The 21,014-nt window shown below is 72.1% G+C and carries 19 protein-coding genes and 1 pseudogene; 5 read left to right on the forward strand and 15 right to left on the reverse strand.

All coding sequences use genetic code 11. The annotated features are described in order from the left end of the window. Nucleotides 1–102: 102 nt before the first annotated feature. Nucleotides 103–780 (reverse strand): macro domain-containing protein, encoded by a 678-nt coding sequence (locus tag ACIA79_RS28875; RefSeq protein ID WP_399431311.1) that lies wholly within the window; start codon nucleotides 778–780, stop codon nucleotides 103–105. Between the two features lie 353 nt (nucleotides 781–1,133). Further along, nucleotides 1,134–1,508, reverse strand: coding sequence for a hypothetical protein (locus ACIA79_RS28880; RefSeq protein ID WP_399431312.1), 375 nt, complete (start codon nucleotides 1,506–1,508; stop codon nucleotides 1,134–1,136). Between the two features lie 1,003 nt (nucleotides 1,509–2,511). On the opposite strand from ACIA79_RS28880, the gene ACIA79_RS28885 reads away from it, so the two are divergent. Beyond that, nucleotides 2,512–3,633 carry a glutamate--cysteine ligase gene (locus ACIA79_RS28885; protein WP_399431313.1) on the forward strand — a complete coding sequence of 374 codons (1,122 nt, stop codon included), beginning with the start codon at nucleotides 2,512–2,514 and terminating at the stop codon, nucleotides 3,631–3,633. Between the two features lie 33 nt (nucleotides 3,634–3,666). On the opposite strand, the gene ACIA79_RS28890 is transcribed toward ACIA79_RS28885, so the two are convergent. The 5 genes from ACIA79_RS28890 to ACIA79_RS28910 all read right to left on the reverse strand — a co-directional run bounded on the left by ACIA79_RS28890 (nucleotide 3,667) and on the right by ACIA79_RS28910 (nucleotide 9,131). Beyond that, the gene (locus tag ACIA79_RS28890) at nucleotides 3,667–4,098 is read right to left on the reverse strand and encodes a hypothetical protein (RefSeq protein WP_399431314.1); all 432 of its coding nucleotides are present in this window, start codon (nucleotides 4,096–4,098) and stop codon (nucleotides 3,667–3,669) included. A gap of 31 nt (nucleotides 4,099–4,129) precedes the next feature. After that, complete coding sequence (locus tag ACIA79_RS28895; RefSeq protein ID WP_399431315.1) at nucleotides 4,130–5,425, reverse strand: PucR family transcriptional regulator; 1,296 nt, start codon at nucleotides 5,423–5,425, stop codon at nucleotides 4,130–4,132. 143 nt (nucleotides 5,426–5,568) lie between these two features. Then, the gene (locus ACIA79_RS28900; RefSeq protein ID WP_399431316.1) at nucleotides 5,569–7,224 is read right to left on the reverse strand and encodes a bifunctional 3-(3-hydroxy-phenyl)propionate/3-hydroxycinnamic acid hydroxylase; all 1,656 of its coding nucleotides are present in this window, start codon (nucleotides 7,222–7,224) and stop codon (nucleotides 5,569–5,571) included. 13 nt (nucleotides 7,225–7,237) lie between these two features. Continuing rightward, complete coding sequence (locus ACIA79_RS28905) at nucleotides 7,238–8,158, reverse strand: VOC family protein (protein ID WP_399431317.1); 921 nt, start codon at nucleotides 8,156–8,158, stop codon at nucleotides 7,238–7,240. 85 nt (nucleotides 8,159–8,243) lie between these two features. Next, nucleotides 8,244–9,131 carry a fumarylacetoacetate hydrolase family protein gene (locus ACIA79_RS28910; RefSeq protein WP_399431318.1) on the reverse strand — a complete coding sequence of 296 codons (888 nt, stop codon included), beginning with the start codon at nucleotides 9,129–9,131 and terminating at the stop codon, nucleotides 8,244–8,246. Between the two features lie 544 nt (nucleotides 9,132–9,675). Between ACIA79_RS28910 and rox the strand changes: the two genes are divergently transcribed. Beyond that, entirely contained in the window at nucleotides 9,676–11,127 is a 1,452-nt protein-coding gene (rox, locus tag ACIA79_RS28915) for a rifampin monooxygenase (protein ID WP_399431319.1), read from the forward strand. Between the two features lie 143 nt (nucleotides 11,128–11,270). Here the strand turns inward: rox and ACIA79_RS28920 are convergent. The 3 genes and pseudogenes from ACIA79_RS28920 to ACIA79_RS28930 form a co-directional block, all read right to left on the reverse strand. Continuing rightward, nucleotides 11,271–11,664 (reverse strand): annotated as a pseudogene (locus ACIA79_RS28920) (adenylyltransferase/cytidyltransferase family protein); the annotation flags it as partial. An 89-nt stretch (nucleotides 11,665–11,753) separates the two neighbouring features. Further along, complete coding sequence (locus tag ACIA79_RS28925; protein WP_399431320.1) at nucleotides 11,754–11,906, reverse strand: hypothetical protein; 153 nt, start codon at nucleotides 11,904–11,906, stop codon at nucleotides 11,754–11,756. Nucleotides 11,907–12,891: 985 nt separating this feature from the next. Then, nucleotides 12,892–13,509, reverse strand: coding sequence for a DUF1707 domain-containing protein (locus tag ACIA79_RS28930; protein WP_399431321.1), 618 nt, complete (start codon nucleotides 13,507–13,509; stop codon nucleotides 12,892–12,894). A gap of 726 nt (nucleotides 13,510–14,235) precedes the next feature. Between ACIA79_RS28930 and ACIA79_RS28935 the strand changes: the two genes are divergently transcribed. Then, a complete protein-coding gene (locus ACIA79_RS28935; protein ID WP_399431322.1) occupies nucleotides 14,236–14,571 on the forward strand; it encodes a hypothetical protein in 336 nt (111 codons plus the stop codon). 114 nt (nucleotides 14,572–14,685) lie between these two features. On the opposite strand, the gene ACIA79_RS28940 is transcribed toward ACIA79_RS28935, so the two are convergent. Together ACIA79_RS28940 and ACIA79_RS28945 are read right to left on the reverse strand one after the other, a co-directional pair. Further along, a complete protein-coding gene (locus ACIA79_RS28940; RefSeq protein WP_399431323.1) occupies nucleotides 14,686–15,252 on the reverse strand; it encodes a hypothetical protein in 567 nt (188 codons plus the stop codon). A 428-nt stretch (nucleotides 15,253–15,680) separates the two neighbouring features. Next, nucleotides 15,681–16,058: a VOC family protein gene (locus tag ACIA79_RS28945; protein ID WP_399431324.1), complete on the reverse strand. Its 378-nt coding sequence runs from the start codon at nucleotides 16,056–16,058 to the stop codon at nucleotides 15,681–15,683. Nucleotides 16,059–16,271: 213 nt separating this feature from the next. On the opposite strand from ACIA79_RS28945, the gene pyrF reads away from it, so the two are divergent. Together pyrF and ACIA79_RS28955 are read left to right on the forward strand one after the other, a co-directional pair. Further along, nucleotides 16,272–16,967, forward strand: a complete 696-nt coding sequence (gene pyrF / locus ACIA79_RS28950; protein WP_399431325.1) for an orotidine-5'-phosphate decarboxylase — start codon at nucleotides 16,272–16,274, stop codon at nucleotides 16,965–16,967. Nucleotides 16,968–17,479: 512 nt separating this feature from the next. Further along, nucleotides 17,480–19,087: a hypothetical protein gene (locus tag ACIA79_RS28955; RefSeq protein ID WP_399431327.1), complete on the forward strand. Its 1,608-nt coding sequence runs from the start codon at nucleotides 17,480–17,482 to the stop codon at nucleotides 19,085–19,087. Between the two features lie 168 nt (nucleotides 19,088–19,255). On the opposite strand, the gene ACIA79_RS28960 is transcribed toward ACIA79_RS28955, so the two are convergent. The 3 genes from ACIA79_RS28960 to ACIA79_RS28970 form a co-directional block, all read right to left on the reverse strand. Next, on the reverse strand, nucleotides 19,256–19,621 hold the full coding sequence (locus tag ACIA79_RS28960; RefSeq protein WP_399431387.1) for a cupin domain-containing protein: 366 nt from the start codon (nucleotides 19,619–19,621) through the stop codon (nucleotides 19,256–19,258). Continuing rightward, the gene (locus ACIA79_RS28965; protein WP_399431388.1) at nucleotides 19,518–19,988 is read right to left on the reverse strand and encodes a MarR family winged helix-turn-helix transcriptional regulator; all 471 of its coding nucleotides are present in this window, start codon (nucleotides 19,986–19,988) and stop codon (nucleotides 19,518–19,520) included. Before ACIA79_RS28965 ends, ACIA79_RS28960 begins: the two co-directional genes overlap by 104 nt. Nucleotides 19,989–20,187: 199 nt before the next feature. Continuing rightward, nucleotides 20,188–20,976, reverse strand: a complete 789-nt coding sequence (locus ACIA79_RS28970) for an MBL fold metallo-hydrolase (RefSeq protein WP_399431328.1) — start codon at nucleotides 20,974–20,976, stop codon at nucleotides 20,188–20,190. Nucleotides 20,977–21,014: the final 38 nt, after the last annotated feature.

Consider the following 21,014-nt stretch of genomic DNA (forward strand, 5'->3'; position numbering starts at 1 on the left):
GGGCTCCCGGTCGTCGTACCTGTGGGATGGAGATGGCCGCCGGTCTGACCGGCGCAGTGGCCTGCGGACTCACCGGCCGGGTGGCCGGCTGCGGGGGCGGGGTCAGGGACGAAAGGAATGCCCTTTCGGCGGCGTGATGCGCACCCGCTTCTCGGCCGGCGCGTTCTCGATGCCGTCGAGCTGCGAGATGATCGTGGCGCGCAGCTCGTCGTCGTCCTCGAACCAGTGGTCGTGGAAGAGCGTGTAGCCGGTCCACATGAGGTTCGCGCAGACCCGGGCCGGCACCCGGCCGGTCCGCGCGCCCATGCCCACCAGCGCCACGGACCGGATGCTGCCTGGCACCTGCCCGTTCTGCCGGTGGACGGCCTGGAAGGCGGCGGCGCACGCCATGGCCACGTTCAGTGTGTCACTCACGTTCTGCGAGGACTGCACCATGGTCGGCGTCGATATCAGGTACCGCGGGACGTCCGCCCCCGACGGGACGCAGACCGCGCTGCCCACCGGCAGGCTTCCACCGAACCGGTCGCGGATGGCCCGCTGCACCCTCAGCTGGATGCCGGCTCCGAGATGCCGCTTGATGACGGCGTCCGCCCCGCCGTCCATCCGCCCGCGGGAGTTGGTCGGGGTGACCCAGGCGTCGACGTTCTCGTCGAGGATAGAGCCCCGGCGGATCTCGATCCCCGGAGTGTCGGCGAACGCCGCCCGCCACGCGTCCACCACGCGCTCGTTGACGTCGGTCAGCACCACCCTGAGCGCGGTCTTCGTACGGTTCTCGGTCATCGTCCACTCCTGTCGGCGAAACGGCCCTTCCAACACCACGACGCTATCGGCCACCACTGACAACGCCGCTTCGCCGGAGCGGACATGAACGGCCGTCAGGGCGACGCGACAGGACGAGGCGTACGGCCACCGGGACCTCGGAGCCGCGGGGCAATGGCGGCCACGGGACGCGCACGGTCCGGGAGTGGCCGGTACCGCGGGGCGACCCGCTCGTGGAATCGCCGCGGAGCACGTCGAGTGATCCGTACCACGACACGCTGCTGAGCAGGGCCGCCGCCTCCCATGCGCATGCCAGGGCCCGGCGGCGCTCCGGTACGTCTACCGGGTGGGGAACCAACGCTGACCGGCGGCGGTCACGAGTCCGGGTCGGCCGCACAGGGCGGGATCTCGACGCCCGCCACGGCGAAGGGCCGCAGGAGCACGTCGTAGTGCTCGTGCGCGGCGCTGTCGCGGCGCTGCACCGCCCGCGCGGCCACCACATACGCGGACTTGACGCCCGAGAGCAGGCCGGAGCGGAACGCGTTCAGCTCGTCGGCGCGCGGGAGCAGGGCCGAGCGGACCATGGCCTGCAACGCGGACTCGTGCGCAGCGGAGAGCTTGAGCGCGCGGCTCGCCTCGCGGCCGCCGTGGCCGCGGAGGCGCACCATGTGGTCGTAGACGAGCGCGAGCACGTCAGGGGCCAGCGTCGCCGCTGTCCCGATGAACCGGGTGGTCACCGCATCCAGCATGTGCTCCTCATCGCACCGGAACCGGCAGAGGGAGCAGCATATCCTCAGCCGCTGCGGTGCGTTGCCGGCGGTCCTCGCTGCGGTGCGGCCAGGGGGCCGTTCCCGCGCGTACGGAAGGCAGTGCGGAATCCGGAGGGGCGGCCGGGTGACGGTTGCGTCCCTGAACTCCGCGATGGCGCCGCTGAGCTGACGCATCGGCGGGTGTTCTCGATCCGGTCGAGGTGGAGGCCACCGGCAGCCCTTCGACGCGCTGAAGGTGAGGTTGGCCAGGTGCACCTCCTGGCCCTGGTGCATCAGGTCGAGGGCGATCGGCAGGCCGGAGCGGATGTCGAACCCGCCTCCGGCACCGGCGACGAGTACACGCCCGGCACCCAGGAGGCGGGCGCACAGGCGGATGGGTGTGCAGGGCCGTCATGTCGATCATGGTGCGCACGCCGCTGATCGCGCACGGTACGGAGCGACGAGCCGCCGGGCCCGTCGCTCCGTACCGGACTACCGGATCGCGGCGAAGGACTTCCAGCCGGAGCCGATCTTGATTCCGGCGCCGATGGTGCCGGCCCCGGTGCCGTTGTACCGGTAGAGGTCGCCGTTGGTGTGGCGTCCGAGGATGTCGTCGTTGCCGTCCCCGGTGAGGTCCCCGATCCCGACGAAGTTTGCGCGAGCCGATGTGCGAGATGTGTGATCCCCGGCCCCCCGGCCGATTCCGCCATGCGCTTCCGGATCATGACGACCTCAACAGCCGGCACCGCGCGCGCCCGAAGTGGTTTTCCTCCCGGGCGACCCGCTCCACCTGCGCGAACGCCCCATAGGCACGTGTCATGACGGGTGAAGGCACCTCCTTCGGGAGGCGGCGGCGGAGCGGGCGGCGACGCCGTGATGCGGCGTGCGCGCGGCTGCCTGTGCGCACCGTGCCTGGTTGACGGCAGCACGCCGGCGGTGGACGCTGAGTGACAGGACGGTCACGACGCAGAGCGAGAGGTGGACACAGGCCGATGGGAGACCGGTGAGGACGCCGGACGGGTTCGTGCCGGTGACCGTGGGCGTGGAAGAGGAGTACCTGCTGGTGGACCCGGTCTCCCGGCAGGTGAGCCCGGAAGCCGAGAAGGTCGTGGCGCACGCCGCCGTGGAGCTCGGCGACCGCGTCACCACCGAACTCACGCGGTACCAGGTCGAGGTACGCACCGACCCCCACACCACCCTGGCCGACCTGGGAGACCAACTGTGCGCCACTCGTGCCGCCGTCGCGAACGCCGCCGCCCGCCTGGGTCTTCGCGTGATCTCGAGCGGAACCCCCGTGCTGGGCCAGGACACCCCGCCCCCCTTCACACCCGGCCACCGCTACGCGCGGAGCATCGCCACGTTCGGCGCCCTGGACCACGAGCAGAGCGCTTGCGCCTGCCACGTCCATGTGGGCGTCCCCGACATGACCACGGCGCTGCGCCTCAGCAACCACCTGCGCCCCTGGCTGCCGGCGCTCATCGCGCTGGCCGCCAACTCGCCCTATTGGCACGGGCAGGACACCGGCTACGCCAGCTGGCGCACCATGACGTGGGGGCGGTGGCCCGTGGCGGGCCCGCCCCCGTACTTCACATCGCGGTCCCACTTCCAGGACCTGGTCGACCGTCTCATCGCCTCGCACACCATCATCGACCGCGGTGGCCTCTACTGGGACATGCGGCCCTCGCACCACGTGCCCACACTCGAGGTCCGGGTCGCCGATGCCATGCCGACGGTCGAGGACACCGTGCTCCTCGCGGGCACCGTCAAGGGCCTCGCCGCCGCGGCCCTTTCGGCCATCGGCCGCTCCGAACCCCCGCCGTGTCCGGGCCCCGAGATGCTGCGGGCCGCCTGCTGGCGCGCCGCCCGTGACGGTCTGGCCGGTGAGGCCATCGATCTGCACACCGGCCGGCTCCGACCCGCCACCGAGCTCATCGACCGCCTCTGGAAGACCGCGGACAACGCCCTCGACGCGGGGGACCTCGCGCTCCTCCACGCCGTACGGGCGCGTCTGGGCGCTCATGGCAACGGCGCCGACCGGCAGAGAGCCGCGTTCCGTCGGCGACGCCACCTGCCCGACGCCGTCGACCACCTCATCGGCACCATGACCGCCGCCCCTCGCTGCTGAGACACCACGTGTCCGAACCCGGCCGCCAGGGCTTCACGGGGACGGCCGCTCTCCGTGGGCCTCGCGCCCGCCCTCCGGCCGGAGACGACCGAGGACGGCATCGAAGAGCCGCCACCCGTCGACGTCGACGGCGTGCGACCCGAACGGCCGTCCCTGCGCCACGAGTTCGTCGATCACGGCGCGCACCGTCGCCGGCCGGTGCAGATTGAGGTATCCCCGGTCCCGGCTGACGCCGCCCTCGTGAGCCCCCCAGCCGCCACCGCCCACCACGCGCCCCGGGCCGGAGGCGAAGACGACGCGGACCACGCCCGGCGACCCCTCGCGCACGACCGCGAGGACCTCGCGGCAGGCGCGCGAACGTCCGGGCGGATCGTCGGGGCCGGCGTCCGTGACGTGCTGATGGCCGACCCACCAGCGGTACCTCTCCGAGCCGGCGACCAGGCGGCGATGACGACGACGTCCCACGCGGGCACCGTATCAACGTGCCCGGGGTGGATCAGGCGGGCAGGTGCCGGGCGAGCTCCAGTGCCAGGCGCAGTTCCAGCGGGTTGCCCGCGGTCGTGGCCGCGGGCAGCAGCTCCTCGGCGCGTCGGACCCGGTAGGTGACGGTGTTGCGGGCCACGTGCAGGAGCTCGGCGGCCGTGCGCAGGCTGCGGTCCGCGGCGAGGTAGGTGCGCAGGGTCTCCCGCAGGTCCCGCACCCGGTCGCCGTCGGAGGCCAGCGGACCGAGGACGTCCTGCACGAACCAGTGGGCGTGTTCGGGGTCCGCTGTCGCCAGTGCCGCCAGGCGCACTTCCCGGTGGTCCCACAGCCACTCCCCCGACCGGCCGAGGTGGGCGATCCGCTCCGCCTGAAGGGCGCTCAGGTGGCTGCGGCGCATTCCCGGTACGCCGGGCGCGGGCGGGCCGATCGCCACGCGTACGCCTTCCGGCCGGTCGAGGGTGTGGCGCAGGTGTGCTGCCAGGCCGGCGCTGTCCTCGTCGGCGACGGAGAACCAGGCCCAGGCGGTCGAGGTGTGGGCGGGGATGAGCAGCATGCCGGTCGCGGTCAGGGCGCGTGCCAGCGCCGTGGCGGCCCGGTGCAGTCGCTCCGCTGCGGGCCGGGCTCCGTCGGTGCCGGTGCCGTCGCACCACAGCACGGCGGCCAGGTGGGTACGGGAGGTGTCGTAGTGCAGACGCCGCGCGGCGGCCCGGGCGTCCACCGGCCGGCCGGCGAGTACGTCGTCGACGAGTGCGCGGCGGGCGGCTTCGTCGCTGCCGCGCCAGCGGTCGCGTTCGGCGATGTACTCCTCGGCCATCATGCTGGCGTGGGCGTCGGCGTAGGCGAACAGCAGGTCGTTGACCTGGCGCAGCTCCGTCAGGCGCCGGCCGGCCGGGACGTGCTCGTCGACGGTCGCGGCGAGCTCGTGGGCCAGCCGGGCGTGCCCGAGCCGGACGCCCCGCAGCACCAGGTCGAGAGGGATCCCGCGGCGCGCGAACTCACGGCAGCCTTCGCGGGTTTCGCCGGTCAGCGCGGTGATGCGGCGTGGCGCGTCCGCGACCAGGAGATGCAGTGCTGCCAGGACGGCCGACTCGGTGGAACGGCGCAGGGTGGTGACCGGACCCCGGCCGCCGCCGTGTTCCGGTACCTGCTCCAGGATCTCCCCGGCGATGGCCTCCCCCGCCTGCGCCGCCCACTGGACCGGCCCCGCACCGAGGACGCCGGACGTGCCGGCGAGAGCGGCCGGCGGCGTCACCGGGTCGGCCGCCCGGTGAGGATCCGGCTGCAGCCGGAGGATCCAGGGTCGCGTCATGAGCCGTGCCCTTCGTTGCCGTGTGTACGTCCGTGTTTACGCGTGCTCAGGTGCGGACGTGCGTGTGTAGGTCAGTGTGCGCGCCGGCGGCCACGGCCGGCTCCCCGGGCCGGCCACGACCGGGTGACTCAGGTCGTCGGCGGTCAGGCGTGACAGGCGGTGGGACCGGCGGGGGCGGCGAGCCCGTCGCGCAGGGCGGTGACCAAGGCTGGCACGTCGTCCATGGTGGCCGCACCGCCGAAGACGTAATGGTCGGGACGTACCAGGACGGCCTGTTGTCCGGCCTGGTGCAGGTGGGCGAGGCAGGTGCCGTCGACGTCCACGACGACGCCCGGGCCGCCGGCGGCCGGGTCGTCGGTGACCCGCAGGAGCCGTATGCCGAGCCGCTCGCACCACGCGAGGGCAGCACGGCCGAGCACGCTGCGCGGATCCTCGACCGCGAGCAGGGTGAGCCCCGTGCCCACCACCTCGTCGAACAGTCCTGCGCGGCCGTGGAAACGCACCCGGCCCTGGGGGCCGAGTTCCCCCGCCGGCTCCACCGGTACGCCGTCGGCGTCGTGCATCAGCAGTCCGCCGGTGAGGGTCCGGGGAGGCAGTCCCGCCAGGGGGTCGCGGCGGGCCGCCCGGTCGGCGAGCATCCGTGCGTCGCGTTCCGCGGCCGCGTCCGGGTCCGGCTCGCAGATGACGCGGCCCAGCTGGACGGAGAGCTCGATGGCGTGCTGGAGGTGCTGCGAGCGCTCGGTGGTGTAGGTGTCCAGCAGCGCCCGGTCCGCGTGGCCGGACAGCACGAGGTCGAGCTTCCAGGTGAGGTTGGCGGCGTCCCGGATGCCCGAGCACATGCCCTGCCCGGCGAACGGGGGCATCTGGTGGGCGGCGTCCCCCGCGATCAGGAGCCGGCCCTCACGCCAGGTGTCCGCCCACCGGGCCTGGAAGGTGTAGACGGTGTGCCGCTCGAGGGTGGCGTTCCCCGGGTGCAGGTCCCGGGGCGCGAGCAGCTTCCACGCCGTCTCGGGGCGGCCGAGTCCGGCGACGGTCTCACCCGGGAGCCGCATGAACTCCCAGCGGCGCCGGCCCGGGCCGCCGGACACGACCGTGCTGGGCCTCGCCGGATCGCACAGCTGGAGGTTGCGGGGGGACCAGGTCCGGTTCCGGTCGTGGGGGATCACGTCGAGGACGAGCCAGTCGTACCGGAATCCCAGGTCCGTCATCGTCGTGCGCATACGGGAGCGGACGAAGCTGTTGGCCCCGTCGCAGCCGACGACGTACGCGGCCCGCAGTGTGCGGTGCTCCCGCACGCCGTCGCGGAGCAGCGGCTGATCGCCGGCGCCGGCGGCGACGGTCAGCCGTACGGACGCCGGGTTCTCGGTGAGGTCGACGGCCTCCCAGCCCCGCAGGATGTCGATGCCGGGAAGGGCGCGGGCCCGTTCCTCCAGCGCGGCTTCGAGGCGCGGCTGGGTGAAGATGCTCATGAACGGCCAGCCGGAGTGGCTGGTGTCGTCGAACGCCAGGCGCAGCAGCGTCTCGCCCTTGCCGTTGCGCCACTCGTAGTCCTCCGCGGGCTCGCTGAACGCCGGCAGGGCGTCGGCCAGCCCGAGCGAGGCCAGGATGCGGGCGGTCTCGTGGTCGAAGACCACGGCGCGCGGCAGCGGATACGGCCGGGGCCAGCGCTCCACCACGCCGACCCGCCGGCCCCGGGAGGCCAGCTGGATCGCGGTGGTGAGCCCGACGGGCCCCGCGCCGACGACCAGCACGTCGTAGTCGTGGTTCATCCCTGTGCCCTTGTCGTGTTCGGTCCGCACGGCTCTCCTCCCGTCAGCTCGCGTCGTGGGCGCCGGTCATCAGCGCGGCGAGGTCCTCGGGGTGGAGGAAGGACGGTGGCACGGGCGGGCCCCAGCTGAAGAGGGCACGGGCGTCCTCCCATACCCGCGGGGTCCACAGCTGGTCCTCGACGATGCAGTCCATGTCGGCGAAGTACTCGGAGAAGTTGCCCGCCGGATCCTTGAGGTACCAGAAGAAGTTCGATCCCAGGTGGTGGCGGCCCAGGCCCCACACGTGCCGCTCGGGGTGGCCCTCCAGCATCCGCGTCGCGCCGCGGCCGACCTCGTCCACGTCGTCCACCTGCCAGGAGGAGTGGTGCAGGAAGGCGAGGGGGGCCTGCTGCACGAGGACGTTGTGGTGGTCGGTCGAGCAGCGCAGGAACGCCGCCCCTGGGACCAGGTCGCTGGCCTTGAAGCCGAGCCCTTCGGTGAAGAACCGCTGCGACGCGGGCTGGTCGGTGGAGCCGAGGACGACGTGGCCGAGCCGCCGGGGCCGTACGGCGTCCTCACGCAGCACCCCGGGAGCCCGCGCGCCCCGGCGCTCGGCGCGGCCGGGCGCGTTGTACGCCACCGGCGGGGGCGGATCCTGGGCGACGCGTGCCTGGACCTCGACGGTGACGGTGACCTCGGTGCCCGGGTCGACCGCCCGGAGCGAGTGTGCGCCGCGGACGAACGGTATGCCGAGCCGGCCCAGGGCGGCGCCGATGCGGGCGAGGTCGTCGGGGTCGTCGGCGCCGACGACCAGCTCCTCCAGACGGCGGCGGTCCGTGTGCACGATCCTCAGCTGCTCACCACCGTCGGTGGAGGCGAACCGCGCGCCGCCCAGGGCGGTGAGGCCGAAGTCCGCGTAATAGGCCGCGGTCGCCTCGACGTCGGGAACGCCGATGGTGACGCGGGCGAGTCGGTGCAGGGGCATGGTGGGCTCCTCGGGAGGGTGACGTGGCTCGGTGGCCTGCCTCAGGGGCAGGCGGCCGGTGGTTGTGCCCGCGCCGGGTGGGCGGTTACGGGTGGGCGGGGCGGCCGTGCGGGCCGTGGGGGTACGCCGGGCCGGCGATCAGGGGGTTGCGGAGTTCGCCGACGCCTTCGATCCAGCTGTGCAGTTCCTCGCCGGGGGCGAGGAAGCGGCGCGGGTCACGCGCGCCGCCCACACCGGCGGGGGTGCCGGTGAAGACGAGGTCACCGGGGAGCAGCGGGCAGATGCCCGAGATCCAGGCGATCTGCTCGGCGATCGGGAAGATCATGCGGCTGCTGCGTGACTCCTGCACCGTCTCGCCGTCCACCGCGCAGCCGAGGGCGAGGTCGTCGGGGTCCGCGAACGCGTCGGGGGTGACCAGGACCGGACCGGTCGGGCTGAACCCGGGGAACGACTTGCCGAGCGAGAACTGCGGCGCCGGCCCTTCCAGCTGGATGCGGCGTTCGGACAGGTCCTGGCCGGCGGTGAGCCCGGCGATGTGGCTCCACGCGTCGGCGGCCGTCACCCGGTGGGCCCTGGTGCCGATCACGGCGACCAGCTCCACCTCCCAGTCCACGAGCGCGCTGGGCAGCGCGATCGTGTCGTAGGGCCCGGCCAGGGAGGTGGGGTACTTGGTGAAGACGGCGGGCCGGGCGGGTGCCGTGGCCGCCGACTCCTCCACGTGGTCCGCGTAGTTCAGGGCGACGGCGAAGACCTGTCGGGGCCGCGGCACGGGTGCGCCTGTGTCCCGCTCGTCGAAGGCGACGCGCTCGTGGCCGGCCGCGACCGCCGTCGCCGCCCAGGCACGGAACTCCGGCCAGCGCTCGAAGACGGCCTGGGGATCGGACGAGAACTGCCCGTCACTGGCCCTCTCCACGTCCACCGCGCCGTCGTCGAGGACGAGGACCAGACGGCCGTTGACATTGGCTGTGCGCATGACGCACCACCTCCACATTCCATGGGGACAGCACAGGGATCGAGCACGCGGGAACGGTCCGGTGTGCGCGCTGGAGTCGGCGCACGGGGCGGTGCCCGGAGGGCCGGACCGTGTGACCGGCGTCCGCCGGCCACGCACATGAGTCAACCCGTCGGAGGGGAGGCGGCTCTCGGTCCGCGGGGCCGAAGAACGGGTGTCTTTTTGGGCCACCGGCGCAGGAGAGGAGGTCGTACGCCGGTGCCGTACGCGGTGCGTCGCCGCTGCGCGGGGTGGTCTCCCGCGGGCGGACCGGCGGGAGACAAAAACAAAGGCGAGGAGCCTGTCCGCTCCTCGCCACTCTCAACGTATAGCGCACCGGGGGCCTTGCGGCAAGACCCCGGTGGTGGCGCAGAATGGCCGGCCAAGGCCAGAACCAGCGGAAATGACGGGTTCACAAATCCCGTGAGCATTTGTCAGCGTATGAGTCCGGGCGTGCGAGGGATGTGCGTCACCGGGCCGTGCGGAGCGGCTGGCCGAGAAGCCGACGTCGTGGGAGGGGGTTCCGATGATTGACGTGATCGTGGTCGGGGGCGGGCCGACCGGCTTGATGCTGGCCGCCGAGTTGCGGCTGCACGGCGTGCACGTGGTGGTGCTGGAGAGGCTGGCCGAGCCGACCGGGCACTCCCGCGGGCGGGGCCTGCACACGCGCAGCGTCGAGATGATGGATCAGCGCGGCCTGCTGGACCGGTTCCTCGCGGTCAGTGAGAAGTTCCGGATCGGCGGTCTCTTCGGCGGCATCATCAAGCCGTGGCCGGAGCGGTTGGACACGGCTCACCCGTACGGCCTCGCCACCCCGCAGCCGGTCACCGAGCGGCTGCTCCAGGAGCGTGCCCTGGAACTCGGTGCCGAGATCCGGCGCGGGTGCGAGGTGGTCGCGGTGAGCCAGGACGAGGAGGGGGTGAGCGTCGTGACGGCGGACGGCAGGCGGCTGCGCTCGCGCCACCTCGTGGGGTGCGACGGTGCCCGCAGCGTGGTGCGCAAGCAGCTCGGCGTCGGTTTCCCCGGTGAGCCCGCCACGGTCGAGACGCTGCTGGGCGACATGGAGCTGACCGAGGATCCGGCGACTGTCGCCGCCGTCGTGGCGGAGGTCCGCAAGACGCAACTGCGGTTCGGGGCCATCCCGGAGGGGGACGGGGTGTACCGCCTCGTCGTGCCGGCCGAGGGAGTGGCCGAGGACCGCACGGTCCCGCCGACCATGGAGGAGTTCACACAGCGGCTGCGGGCCGTCGCGGGCACTGACTTCGGGGCGCACTCCCCGCGCTGGCTCTCACGGTTCGGCGACGCCACCCGGCAGGCCGAGCGCTACCGGGTCGGCCGGGTGCTGCTGGCCGGCGACGCCGCGCACATCCACCCGCCGACCGGCGGTCAGGGGCTGAACCTCGGCATCCAGGACGCCTTCAACCTCGGCTGGAAGCTCGCCGCCGCGGTCCACGGCTGGGCACCGGAGGAGCTGCTGGACAGCTACCACACCGAACGGCACCCGGTCGGGGCCGGCGTGCTTGCCAACACCCGTGCCCAGATCACACTGCTCGGGACGGATCCGGGTACGACCGCGCTGCGGGAGCTGTTCGCGCAGCTGATGGAGTTCGAGGAGGTGAACATGTACGTGACCGGGATGATCACGGCGGTCGATGTGCGCTACGACTGCGGCGAGGGCCACGAACTCCTCGGCCGGCGGCTGCGGGACCTGAAGCTGGGGCGGGGGCTTCGCCTGTACGAGCTGATGCACGGCGGCCGCGGACTGCTGCTCGACGGGACCGGCCGGCTGTCGGTGGAGGGCTGGGCGGGCCGGGTGGACCACGTCGTCGACACCGGTGGGGAGCTGGACGTGCCCGCGGTGCTGCTGCGGCCCGACGGACACGTGGCGTGGGTCGGCGAGGACCAGGAGTCGCTGGTCAGCCGGATGTCCACCTGGTTCGGCGCGCCCGCCGGCCGAACGCACCGGCCGACGGGGTGACGCGAACGGCCGGGCGGTGAGGCGACGGCCGGCCGGGCCGGTGGTGAGGCGCCACCGGCCCGGCGCGACCGCGCAGGTCCTCGTCGCCGCGGCCGCCGCTGCCTCGGCAGCGCCGCACGCCCCTCGCCGGCCGCTGCGGGGGCGAGAAGATCGAGTGCCTGGCGGAGCAGGGTGCTCGACGTGTGCGCGGTGCAGGGGAAGTGGACGACCTCGACACCGATCTTCGCGAAGTGCGCCTCGAGCGTGTTCCACACCTCCGTGCCCAGCCAGTCGTCCCCCTTGAAGATGACGTCGAACCCGACGTCGTTCCCGGACGGCGATCTTGTCGTCCGCGGTTGCGACGTAGGTCTCGTCGACGTAGCGGATGCTGCGGACCATCTCCAGCCGCTCGGTCAGCGGTACGACCGGCGGACTGCCCTTCAGGAGCACGACCAGGTCGTCGGAGCAAACCCCCGCGACGAGCCGGTCGCAGTGTTCCCGGGCCCGGCGCAGGATGTTGAGATGGCCGACGTGGAAGCAGGTGTCCCTCCACACCATCTCGTCATCGGCCAGCCGGCCGTCGAAGATGCCCGTCCCCCTGCCCTCGGCCCCCACGTAGAAGTCGGCCGCGTCGCGGGTCAGGGCCTTCACCGAAACGACCTCTGCGGAAGCCAGCTCGGGAAGGCGGCCACCGTCGAGCCGGTCGAGGGGTTCAGCCCGATCAGCGCATGATGGTCCGCGCCGTTCACCACGTCGAAGCTGCCGCCGACGATGCGCTTGCCGTGGTCGGGCGCCGCCATGATGGCCCGTACCGGAGCATCGATGTCCGCACGGAACGGCAGCAGCGAGCCGCTGGGGCTGAACGACGGGAGGCGCCTGCGGCTCTGGCCGGCCGCGTACAGGAAGTCGCCGCCGAGGTGGACCGCGGAGTCCGGCGTCTCGATGGCCGCACGAACGACGACATGGCGGGCCGGCAGTCCCGGCGGAGCGAGCAGTCGGCCGTGTTGAGCGCGACCGCGCTGGCGGCCGGGGTCTCCCCGACCTTGTTGAACGAACCGCCGGCGTACAGAACCGTGCCGTGGCGGGACGTCTTCAGCGCCCGTACGGTGTCACCGGCGCCGGAGAAGGACTGGGCGCACGGCAGCAGTTCGCCGGTGGCGGCGTCGAACGCGGCGAAGTTCTTGCGGGCGATCTCCTTCTCGCCTGGCTCGGCGCCCGGCGGCCGGCCCCTGCGCATGTCCGGCCCCGGCGGCTGCCCTGCGGGAGGACCGGCGGCGAGCCGATCCGTGTCCACTGTTCGTCCGTCAGGCCGCCGCGGGCCATTTCGCACCGCGTTCGCCTTCGACGCGTTCGGGCCACGACAACGGGTTCGGCTTCCGCGGAGGTCGGCCGCTGCGCTTCGACCCGGTCGACCGCCGCGAGCGTCACGCGGTCGAATGCGGGACCAGACGCGACGTGAGCCGGTCTACTGGAGGTCTGTGCTCGGTTGGCGACGCCGATCCCGTCCGGGATAACGGTCCACCAGCGTGAGGAACTCGCTCACCGGCAGGATTTCGTGATGGTTCGTGTCGACAAGACCGTCCACGCCAGGCAGGACATCACGAAGGAGGGCCCGAGCCGCATCCATGGACTGGCACGACACATAGACCGCGAACGGTTCGCCGATCCGGGTCCTCCCCTGCTCGAGCTCCTCCGGCTCGTACTCCGCCAGGATCCCGCCCGAACGCTCGTCATCGCGCAGTTCACTCGGGCTCCCGACCCCGGTGAAGCTGCCCGGTCACAGCACTAGTTCTGCGTCGGGTTGCTGTGCAGCTTGCGCCGTTCCCGGTGGTTGGGGTGGCGGATGACCACTCCCCCCATGCCGCCGGACCCCGTGAGCCGGACCAGCGGAGTTCCCGGCAGCCGGTCGGGAGTTGTCTCGTCCCTCAGGCCGCCGACGCCGGGGTCCATGCCGCTGGTGTCCGCTGCCCAGCCGTCGGGGATGACGATCACGACACCGGATGTGTCCCCGTACGCCTCCACTGCGACCTCCGTGAGGCGGCACGCAACCCGGGTGAAGTCGACCTTCACACCCCCCACGCCTCCGTGAGCGATCACGCGCCCGGGAACCTCCCAGCGTCCGGGACCTCGGGACGCGCCGGAGATGCCGCCCTTGAGCACCAGCGGTGCCTGGCTCCCGGGGAGGTCCGGCCGCGGCAAGTCGGCGGTCAGGACGGCCAATTCGGCGTGGGTCCTGGCCGTTAGGGCCTGCTCCAACCGTGCGTCCAGCTCATCGAAATCGATGCGCCCCTCGGCTGCCGCATCGCGCAGCTGGTCCACCACCGCTTCCCGGTCGTCGTGAGAGGCGCGGAGCTCTCCTGGTGGAACAGGGCGCGGCGAGGGCTTCTGAGGCTGGTGGGTCATAGCCGCAAGAGTAACCAGCCGGTGCACGGAGCGGACCGGGACCGCACATCCCGAACACCGCCTGGTCCGCGGTCACTCGGCCGCGCTGCCGGTGAGGCCCCCGGGGGTCCTGGAGCCCACCTCCACCCGCGCCCTCCGTCGGCGCCGCGCCCGTCGGACTCCCGGTGACTCGGCAGGACCACCGGATGTCCGCAGCATCCGTAACCGCGCTGCCGGAGGCGGACAACCGGCTCGTCCGGGGCCGCTGGTACGGGTGCTTCCGTCCGCGACCGGCAACAACGTGATGCCGGCTGCGTGACGAAGAATGGCCGGGTCCTACCCATCGGGTTTCGGCCACGCTAGGTTTCGCGGGTCGTATCGGACGTGCAGGGGCGGGAGAGCGGGATGCAGCGGAGCGTGGGCCGGAGAGGCCGGAGAGCCGGGTTCGCGACGGCGGCCGTGGTGTGCGGGGCACTGGTGCTGAGCGCGTGCGGCGCGGGTGATGACCCCGGCGGGGCGTCCGGCGGCGGCGCGGCAGCCGGTTCCTCCGGCGGAACCAGCGCCTCTGCCCCTCCCGCCAGTGGGCCTTCCGCCGTCGCGACCCCGGCGGGTGGAGGCACCGCGTCGAAGCCCGCCGCGACGGCAGCGGCGACACCCGGGGCGAGCGCGTCGGCGGCCGCCTCCGGGAAGCCGGGCGCCGCGAAGCCGGGCACCGAGCCGAGTGCGGCGCCGGGCTGCGACCACAAGATGCCGATCTCACCCGACGAGATCGCGGTGCAGCGCTACACCCCCGAGGGCGGCTTCCTCAGCCTGATCGTGCAGCACGGCAACTGGGGCTGTGGCGCACCGGACACCGACGGCGCGCCCTTCGAGACGGTCGGCGTCGAGACCTTCATCCCGCTGGATCAGGCGGCGTCCATCACCGTGACCGACCCGATCGTCCAGTCCACGGAGAACCAGCCCATCGGCGTGCAGGAATTCCTGGACTGGCTCGACGCCCACCCGGACTCCGGGCTGGTCTTCCGGTACAGCCTGGGCAAGGACGGCGCCATCGACCGGCTCGACCAGGTGTTCACGCCCTGAGCCTCGGCGGGTGGGACGAACCGACGGGCGGCCGTACGCCGGAGGCGGGCGGTGCCGTGACCGGGCGACCGCCGTCCTTCGCCTCGTGGAACCCGTGACCGCTCGGGACCGCCGTCACCACTTGTGCGCGACGTCGATGATCAGCTTGTCGCCGGACTGCGTCACGCGGAACGGCAGCCGGGCCCGGACCCCCAGACCGATCTGCGTCTGGCCCTCGAAACTCGCGCCGAAGCGGGCGTCCCGGAAAGTCTTGTATCCGGTGAGGTTCACGCCGGGGAGCGGCTTGCCGGCCTTGCCGTCGTAGGTCGGCCGCGACGTGGCCGGGTCGTAGCTGGGCGAGGAGACGAAGACCTGCAGTATGGCGCCGCCCTTGACGGCGATGGGCGTGCCGGAGCCGTCCTGGTGGAAGGTGCTGACATAACCGACGTGGTAACTGAGCCCGCCCGTCACGCCGCCGGTGTCGAACACCATGCGGTCGAAGCACCTGTCCTGGCTGGTCGTGATGGCTTTCAGGGGCTTGGCCTGCTCCTCACCGCCCGCCTTGGTACCGCTGCCCCAGGCGGTCGAGCAGGACGCCGCGGGGCCGGCCGGCGCGCTCTCCCGGGCCTGGGCGGTTCCTGCCGCACTCAGCAGCGTCGAGGCCGCCAGTACGAACACGGCAGCGGTCCTGGACTTCCTCATGGTTCCTCCTCAGGGAGCTGTGGATGACAACACCGGAGCAGGTCGCGCGGCTCACGGGCAAACCCGGCAGCGTCAACCGGCCACCCTGCTCGGGCGCTCCCCACGCCTCATTCTGCTCCGCGTGCCACGGTTCCCACAGCAGTGACGCGGCGGCGTCTCATGAACGGGCGGCTGCTCCGCCGCCTCGCTGTACGTCGCCCGGCCGTCGTGACGGGTGAAGCAGACCGGTCCTGCGGGCGGCCCGCCCCACGCCCGCCCCACGCGTCGACTTGGGCACCACGTGCCGCTGCCGTCGGCCTGGCGGCCCGGACGACGATCCGCCTCCAAGGACGAGGCGCTGCGTAGCGCGTCCCTCGTGGTCGCGGGACGCCAGGAGAGGACACCGGCGTCCGTCGTCGAACATGACGGAAAAGCTGCTTGCCGAGGCGTCAGCGCCCCGCCCTCTCGGCCGCGCTGCGCTCCACGCAGAACTCGTTGCCCTCCGGGTCGTACAGGGTGACCCACCCCGTCCCGTCGGGCTTGCGGTGATCGCCCTGGAGGGTGGCACCGAGGGACAGCAGACGTTCGACCTCCTCGTCCCGGCTGCGGTCCTGGGGCTGGAGGTCCAGGTGCACGCGGTTCTTCACCGACTTGCGGTCATCGACCCGGACAAAGAGCAGCGTGGCCGTCGCACTCGTCACCGAGGCTTCCGGATCACCCGGGAGGTCGTCGTCGGCGAGCGTGCCGTTCAGGGCCTGAGCCCAGAAGCGGGCCAGGGCATAGGGGTCGGCGGAGTCGATGGTGATGTGGCGGATCAAGGACGTCATGCCCATAACCGATCATGGATCGCCTCCCGCCGTCCAGGTCTCCGGTCACCGCGATCAGCTCCGCCGGCTCCGGGACCGCCGCCCCGAGGCGCCGGAACGACGTCGAGTCCGGGGCGCCCACTTCACCGTGTGCGTCCGGTGTCAGTGCTGTCGGCGTGAGTAACGCCGCTCGCAGGATCGGTCACCGGCCGGTGGTGGCGACACAATGACGTCATGGATGAGGACAGTCGCATCATCGTCGCCCTGGATTGCGACAACCGCGCGGCCGCCGACGACATCGTCGACCGGCTGGGCGACGAGTGCCGTTTCTACAAGGTCGGCCTGGAGCTTCTCACAGCGGTCGGCCCCGATGTCGTCACCTCCCTCGTCGCCCGGGGCAAGGAGGTCTTCCTCGACCTCAAGCTCTTCGAGATCCCCAACTCGGTCGCCGGTGCCGTACGCGCCGCGGGGGCACTTGGCGCATCCCTCGTCACCGTGCACGGCATGGGCGGCCGGGGCATCATGGCTGCCGCTGTCGATGCGGCCCGGGACTTCCCCGCACTGCGAATCCTCGCCCTGACCGTGGTCACCAGCATGACCGACGAGGATCTCGCCGACATCGGCGTCGGCAACCCGGCCGAGGAGCAGGTGCTCCGGTTGGCACGCCTTGCGGACAAGGCCGGTTGCCATGGCGTGATCGCCTCGCCTCGGGACGTAGCGGCTCTGCGTGGCGCGCTGGGCGCCGGTGCCCTGATCGTCACCCCCGGCGTCACGCTGCACGGCGAGTCCCCGTCCGAGCACGCCCGCCCCGGCACCCCGCGAGCCGCTCTGTCCGCCGGTGCCTCCCACGTCGTGGTGGGGCGAACCGTCACGCGTGCCACGGACCCGGCCGCGGCGTTCCGTCTCGTACGCAACAGCCTCGCGGTGTGAAAGCCGATGCGCCGTACGGGCGCGGGGCGGACGACAACGCGTCTGCCGGGTAACGGCGTTGCCCGGCATACGGGGCTGGGAGCGTCGCGCGCACGGCCACTGATGCCGGGGAAGCCGTCGGGATGCACGTTACGTCCATCGACGCGGAACCTCGCCGACGGTCCCGGTACGTCCCCGTACGGCAGCCCCCGGTACGTCCCCGTACCCACAGTCTCCGGTTCCCCGTACGGCCACCGTCCTCGGCGTCCGGAGGCGGCCCGCGGCCGTCGCGGTGGCGGGGACGCGCGCGTCGGGCAGGGGGGAAAGGCGCAGGTGGCAGAGGTGGTGGCAGGCCGGAACGCGGCGCTCCCGCGTTGCGGGATGCTCCGAGTGGGGGAACAGTGGGTTCTGTAGTGCCTGTGCATCGTCGAGCTGTGGATCTCCGTGACCGCAGGCCGCAGGCCGCCGCCGCCTTCAGGGGCTGAGTTCCGCAGGGCCACAACAAGTACGCGGACAACACATTTGGAACAGCCATGTCCAGAACCGCCCAGAGACAAGTCTTCCGTTTCGTCGGTGCCTCCTGCTTGGCTGCGGCGCTCGCGCTGTCGACCGGCGTGTCCACCGCCGAGGCAGCGACCCCGACAGTGGCTGCGGCCACGACCGCGGTACCCGCCCAGCCAACTCCTCCGCCGCCTCCGCCGCCTGAGGAGGAGGAACCGCCGCCTCCACCTCCGCCGCAGGAGGAGGAGGAGCCTCCGCCGCCGCCTCCGCCGCCGCCTCCCCCGCCACCGCCCCCACCCCCGCCGCAGGAGGAGCAGCCCCCGCCTCCACCGCCGAAGCAGGAGGAGCCCCCGCCTCCGCCGCCCAAGCAGGAGGAGCAGCCCCCGCCTCCGCCGGCACAGCAGAAGGAGCAGCTGCAGAAGCTGACGCCTGAGCTGAAGGAGGACGTTGCGGGACTGGCGGATCAGCAGAACGCCTCCCAAGAGGTGAAGGACACGGCGGGCAACCTCAACGAGACGCTGAAGACGGTCGAGGACCCGAACACACCGGTGGCGGAGCGTGTCACGCTCGCGAACATCGTGAAGCAGTCCACGGACGTCCTGGCGAACGTCGACAAGGCGGCCGCACCGTCGGAGGTCAAGGTCGCGGTGACGAACACGGTGAAGCAGTCCACCGATGTCCTGGTCGAGACCCTGAACTCCAACGCACCGCAGGCGGTCAAGGTCGCGGTGAGCAACACCGTTGAGACCTCGACGAACGTCCTCGTCGAGACCCTGAAGTCCAACGCGCCGCAAGAGGTCAAGGTCGCCGTCACCAACACCGTTGAAACGTCGACGAACGTCCTCGTCGAGACCCTGAACTCGAACGCGCCGCAGGCGGTCAAGGTCGCGGTGAGCAACACCGTTGAGTCGACCACGAGCGTCCTGGTCGACGTCCTGAAGTCCAACGCGCCGCAGGCGGTCAAGATCGCCGTCACCAACACGGTGAAGACCACGACCAACGTCCTGGTCGACGTCCTGAAGTCCGGAGCGTCGCCGGCGATCAAGATCGCCGTCACGAACACCGTGAAGACGACGACGACTGTTCTGGTCGACGTCCTGAAGTCCGGGGCGCCGCAGGCGGTGAAGATCGCCGTCACCAACACCGTGACGACGACGACCAACGTGCTGGTCAACGTGCTCAAGTCGGGGGCGCCGCAAGCCGTCAAGGTGGCGGTCACCAATACGGTGAAGACGACGACCAATGTTCTGGTCAACGTGCTGAAGTCCAACGCGTCGCCGGCGGTCAAGATCGCCGTCACCAACACCGTGAAGACCACGACCAACGTGCTGGTCAACGTCCTCAACTCGGGAGCGTCTCCGGCGGTCAAGGTCACGGCCACGAATGTCGTCAAGACGACGACCGACATCCTGGTGTCCTCGCTGAAGCCCGGCACGAAGCCGGCGCAGCAGACGGCGGCGACGAACTTCGCCAAGCAGGTGAACGACACGCTGAAGGTGTCCCAGGACCAGGGCGCCGCGGCCGCTCAGCGGAACGAGGCGACTCAGAAGCTCTCCCGGTGGGAGGACACGCTTCCGAAGTGCCTGCAGCAGAACCCGTTCGACCAGTGCGTGCGGACCGCTGCGAACGCTGGTGGGTGAAGACTGAACAAAACCATGGTGTCAGGGCAGCCAGCGGAAGCAGTCTCCGAGGCAGGTTCCTGAGCCGGTGACCCGGGAGCGGCCCCCTGTAGCGCGCCAGTAAGGACGCTGCAGGAGGGCCGCTCCCCCATGGGGGAGCGGCCCTCGGCTCCGGTCGGCCCGATCGCCTCAGAGGCAGATGTGGTACGCCTTGCGCAGCGTCTCGTGCACCGTCCACGTCGTCCGGTCGCCTTCGCGCAGAACGCCCGCGTCCCCCGGGCCGATCTCCAGGGTGTCCCCGCCCTCGACCTCCACGGTGGCGCGCCCGCTGACGACGACGAACAACTCGTTCGCTTCGGTGTCCCTCACCACGCCGGGGGTCATCTGCCAGATGCCCCGCACCTGCGTGCCGTCCGCGGACTCCCAGAGCACCTTGCCGGTGACCACCGGATCACCGGAAACGATCTGCTCCGGATCCAACGGCTCGGGCTCCAGCTCGACATGCGGGATGTGCACCACGAAGGAGGCCCGGCCGTCCGTCGTCTGCGTCGCCATGTGCGTCATGGGCACCGACTGTACGCACCGGGTGTCCGCAGTGTCCGGCAGGGTCTCTCCCGGCCGGACCCTGCGGCGGAGTCGAGGCGTGGAGGGCACCTGTGTCATGCGGCGGGCCGGTCGCCGTCCTCGACCGGCCGGCCGCTGCTGTGCCACGGAAAGGGGGCGCGGTCGGGCGCGACCCGATGATCACCGCCCTGCGGTCGCCGGGGTGCGCGCTCCGCGTGATGTGACCGCGCCGCTCCAGCCGGTCCAGCACGCTGGTCAGCGTGGTCGGCCGGGTGCCGGCCGCGGCTCCGAGTTCGGAGATCGTGCGGCCGCGGCCGTCCGCGAAGGTGGCCAGGGCGTTGGTCTCGGAGGCTGTCAGGTCGAGATCGACGAGCTCCGCGGCGAGGAGTTGCGCCCGCCCGGCTCGCGAGGTACGCGCCGCACACCGCGGACCGTCGGACTCAGCGCTTCGGCCGCCCCTTCACCGCAGACCGCGGACCCGGCGGACCCTCGGCCCTTCGGCCGCCCTTTGACGGCCGAGCGGGCGCCGGGTGCGGGTACGGGGGGACGGGGGACGCTCAGGGTGCGATCACGTCGCGCCGGCCCGGCGCCGCGGTGTCCACGTCCGCGCGGGTGGTGAGGCGTCCGCGGGCCGCGATGCGGGTGAGGCGCCGCCCTTCCCGGGCCGCCCAGCGCCGTACGCGGTCGGGGTCGAGCGGCGTGCCGTGGCCCACGTGGAGGAGCGTGGGGTCGAGGGCGAGCATCTCCCGCAGGCTGGCGAGGTTGCCGAGCGGATCGTCGTGGAACGGCGGGTTGGCCGGCCTCCCTCGTACGAGGCCCATGAAGGAATTGGCCACCAGGTCTCCGGCGACGAGGTCACCGGTGCCGGTGAGGACCGAGACGGAACCGGCGGTGTGCCCGGGGGTGGGCATGATGCGCGCGTCGAGCCCGAAGTCGTCGAGGCTCGTCTCGCCGCGTACCAGGATGTCGGGTTCGAGAGGCTCGACCTGGACGTGCAGGTTCCTGTTGCGGGCCATGAGCCGGCCCATGGGGCCGTTGGGCAGGTAGGGCGTGCGGACCCGGCCGGTCCGGTAGGGCTCCAGGTCGGCGATGTGACCGGCGACGGGAGCTCCGGTGAGCCGGTGGAGCTCGGCGGCGGAGCCGAAGTGGTCGAGGTGACCGTGCGTGAGGACGATCACCGCGATGTCCGCCGGGTCCACGCCGTACGCGGTGACGTGCTTGAGGATCCGGCGGGCGCTGCCGGGCATCCCTGCGTCGACGATGACGGGACGCCGGCCCAGCAGCAGGTACGCGTTGACGGCGTGCCGGCCGAGGACGGGAATGGGAAGGATCTTCGTGCGGGGCATGGCTTTCTCCTTCGTACGGGGGTGTGGTGGCTTCAGGG

It is taken from the genome of Streptomyces sp. NPDC051310 (assembly GCF_044455245.1).
Lineage (GTDB): Bacteria > Actinomycetota > Actinomycetes > Streptomycetales > Streptomycetaceae > Streptomyces.

What these genes read in the sequence shown, in the direction of transcription:
- ACIA79_RS28875 (WP_399431311.1), bottom strand. Translation starts at nt 780, where the DNA reads ATGACCGAGAACCGTACGAAGACCGCGCTCAGGGTGGTGCTGACCGAC.
- ACIA79_RS28880 (WP_399431312.1), bottom strand. Translation starts at nt 1,508, where the DNA reads ATGCTGGATGCGGTGACCACCCGGTTCATCGGGACAGCGGCGACGCTG.
- ACIA79_RS28895 (WP_399431315.1), bottom strand. Translation starts at nt 5,425, where the DNA reads ATGACGCGACCCTGGATCCTCCGGCTGCAGCCGGATCCTCACCGGGCG.
- ACIA79_RS28905 (WP_399431317.1), bottom strand. Translation starts at nt 8,158, where the DNA reads ATGCCCCTGCACCGACTCGCCCGCGTCACCATCGGCGTTCCCGACGTC.
- ACIA79_RS28910 (WP_399431318.1), bottom strand. Translation starts at nt 9,131, where the DNA reads ATGCGCACAGCCAATGTCAACGGCCGTCTGGTCCTCGTCCTCGACGAC.
- rox (WP_399431319.1), top strand. Translation starts at nt 9,676, where the DNA reads ATGATTGACGTGATCGTGGTCGGGGGCGGGCCGACCGGCTTGATGCTG.
- ACIA79_RS28925 (WP_399431320.1), bottom strand. Translation starts at nt 11,906, where the DNA reads ATGGCGGCGCCCGACCACGGCAAGCGCATCGTCGGCGGCAGCTTCGAC.
- ACIA79_RS28930 (WP_399431321.1), bottom strand. Translation starts at nt 13,509, where the DNA reads ATGACCCACCAGCCTCAGAAGCCCTCGCCGCGCCCTGTTCCACCAGGA.
- ACIA79_RS28935 (WP_399431322.1), top strand. Translation starts at nt 14,236, where the DNA reads ATGCCGATCTCACCCGACGAGATCGCGGTGCAGCGCTACACCCCCGAG.
- ACIA79_RS28940 (WP_399431323.1), bottom strand. Translation starts at nt 15,252, where the DNA reads ATGAGGAAGTCCAGGACCGCTGCCGTGTTCGTACTGGCGGCCTCGACG.
- ACIA79_RS28945 (WP_399431324.1), bottom strand. Translation starts at nt 16,058, where the DNA reads ATGACGTCCTTGATCCGCCACATCACCATCGACTCCGCCGACCCCTAT.
- pyrF (WP_399431325.1), top strand. Translation starts at nt 16,272, where the DNA reads ATGGATGAGGACAGTCGCATCATCGTCGCCCTGGATTGCGACAACCGC.
- ACIA79_RS28955 (WP_399431327.1), top strand. Translation starts at nt 17,480, where the DNA reads ATGTCCAGAACCGCCCAGAGACAAGTCTTCCGTTTCGTCGGTGCCTCC.
- ACIA79_RS28960 (WP_399431387.1), bottom strand. Translation starts at nt 19,621, where the DNA reads ATGGCGACGCAGACGACGGACGGCCGGGCCTCCTTCGTGGTGCACATC.
- ACIA79_RS28970 (WP_399431328.1), bottom strand. Translation starts at nt 20,976, where the DNA reads ATGCCCCGCACGAAGATCCTTCCCATTCCCGTCCTCGGCCGGCACGCC.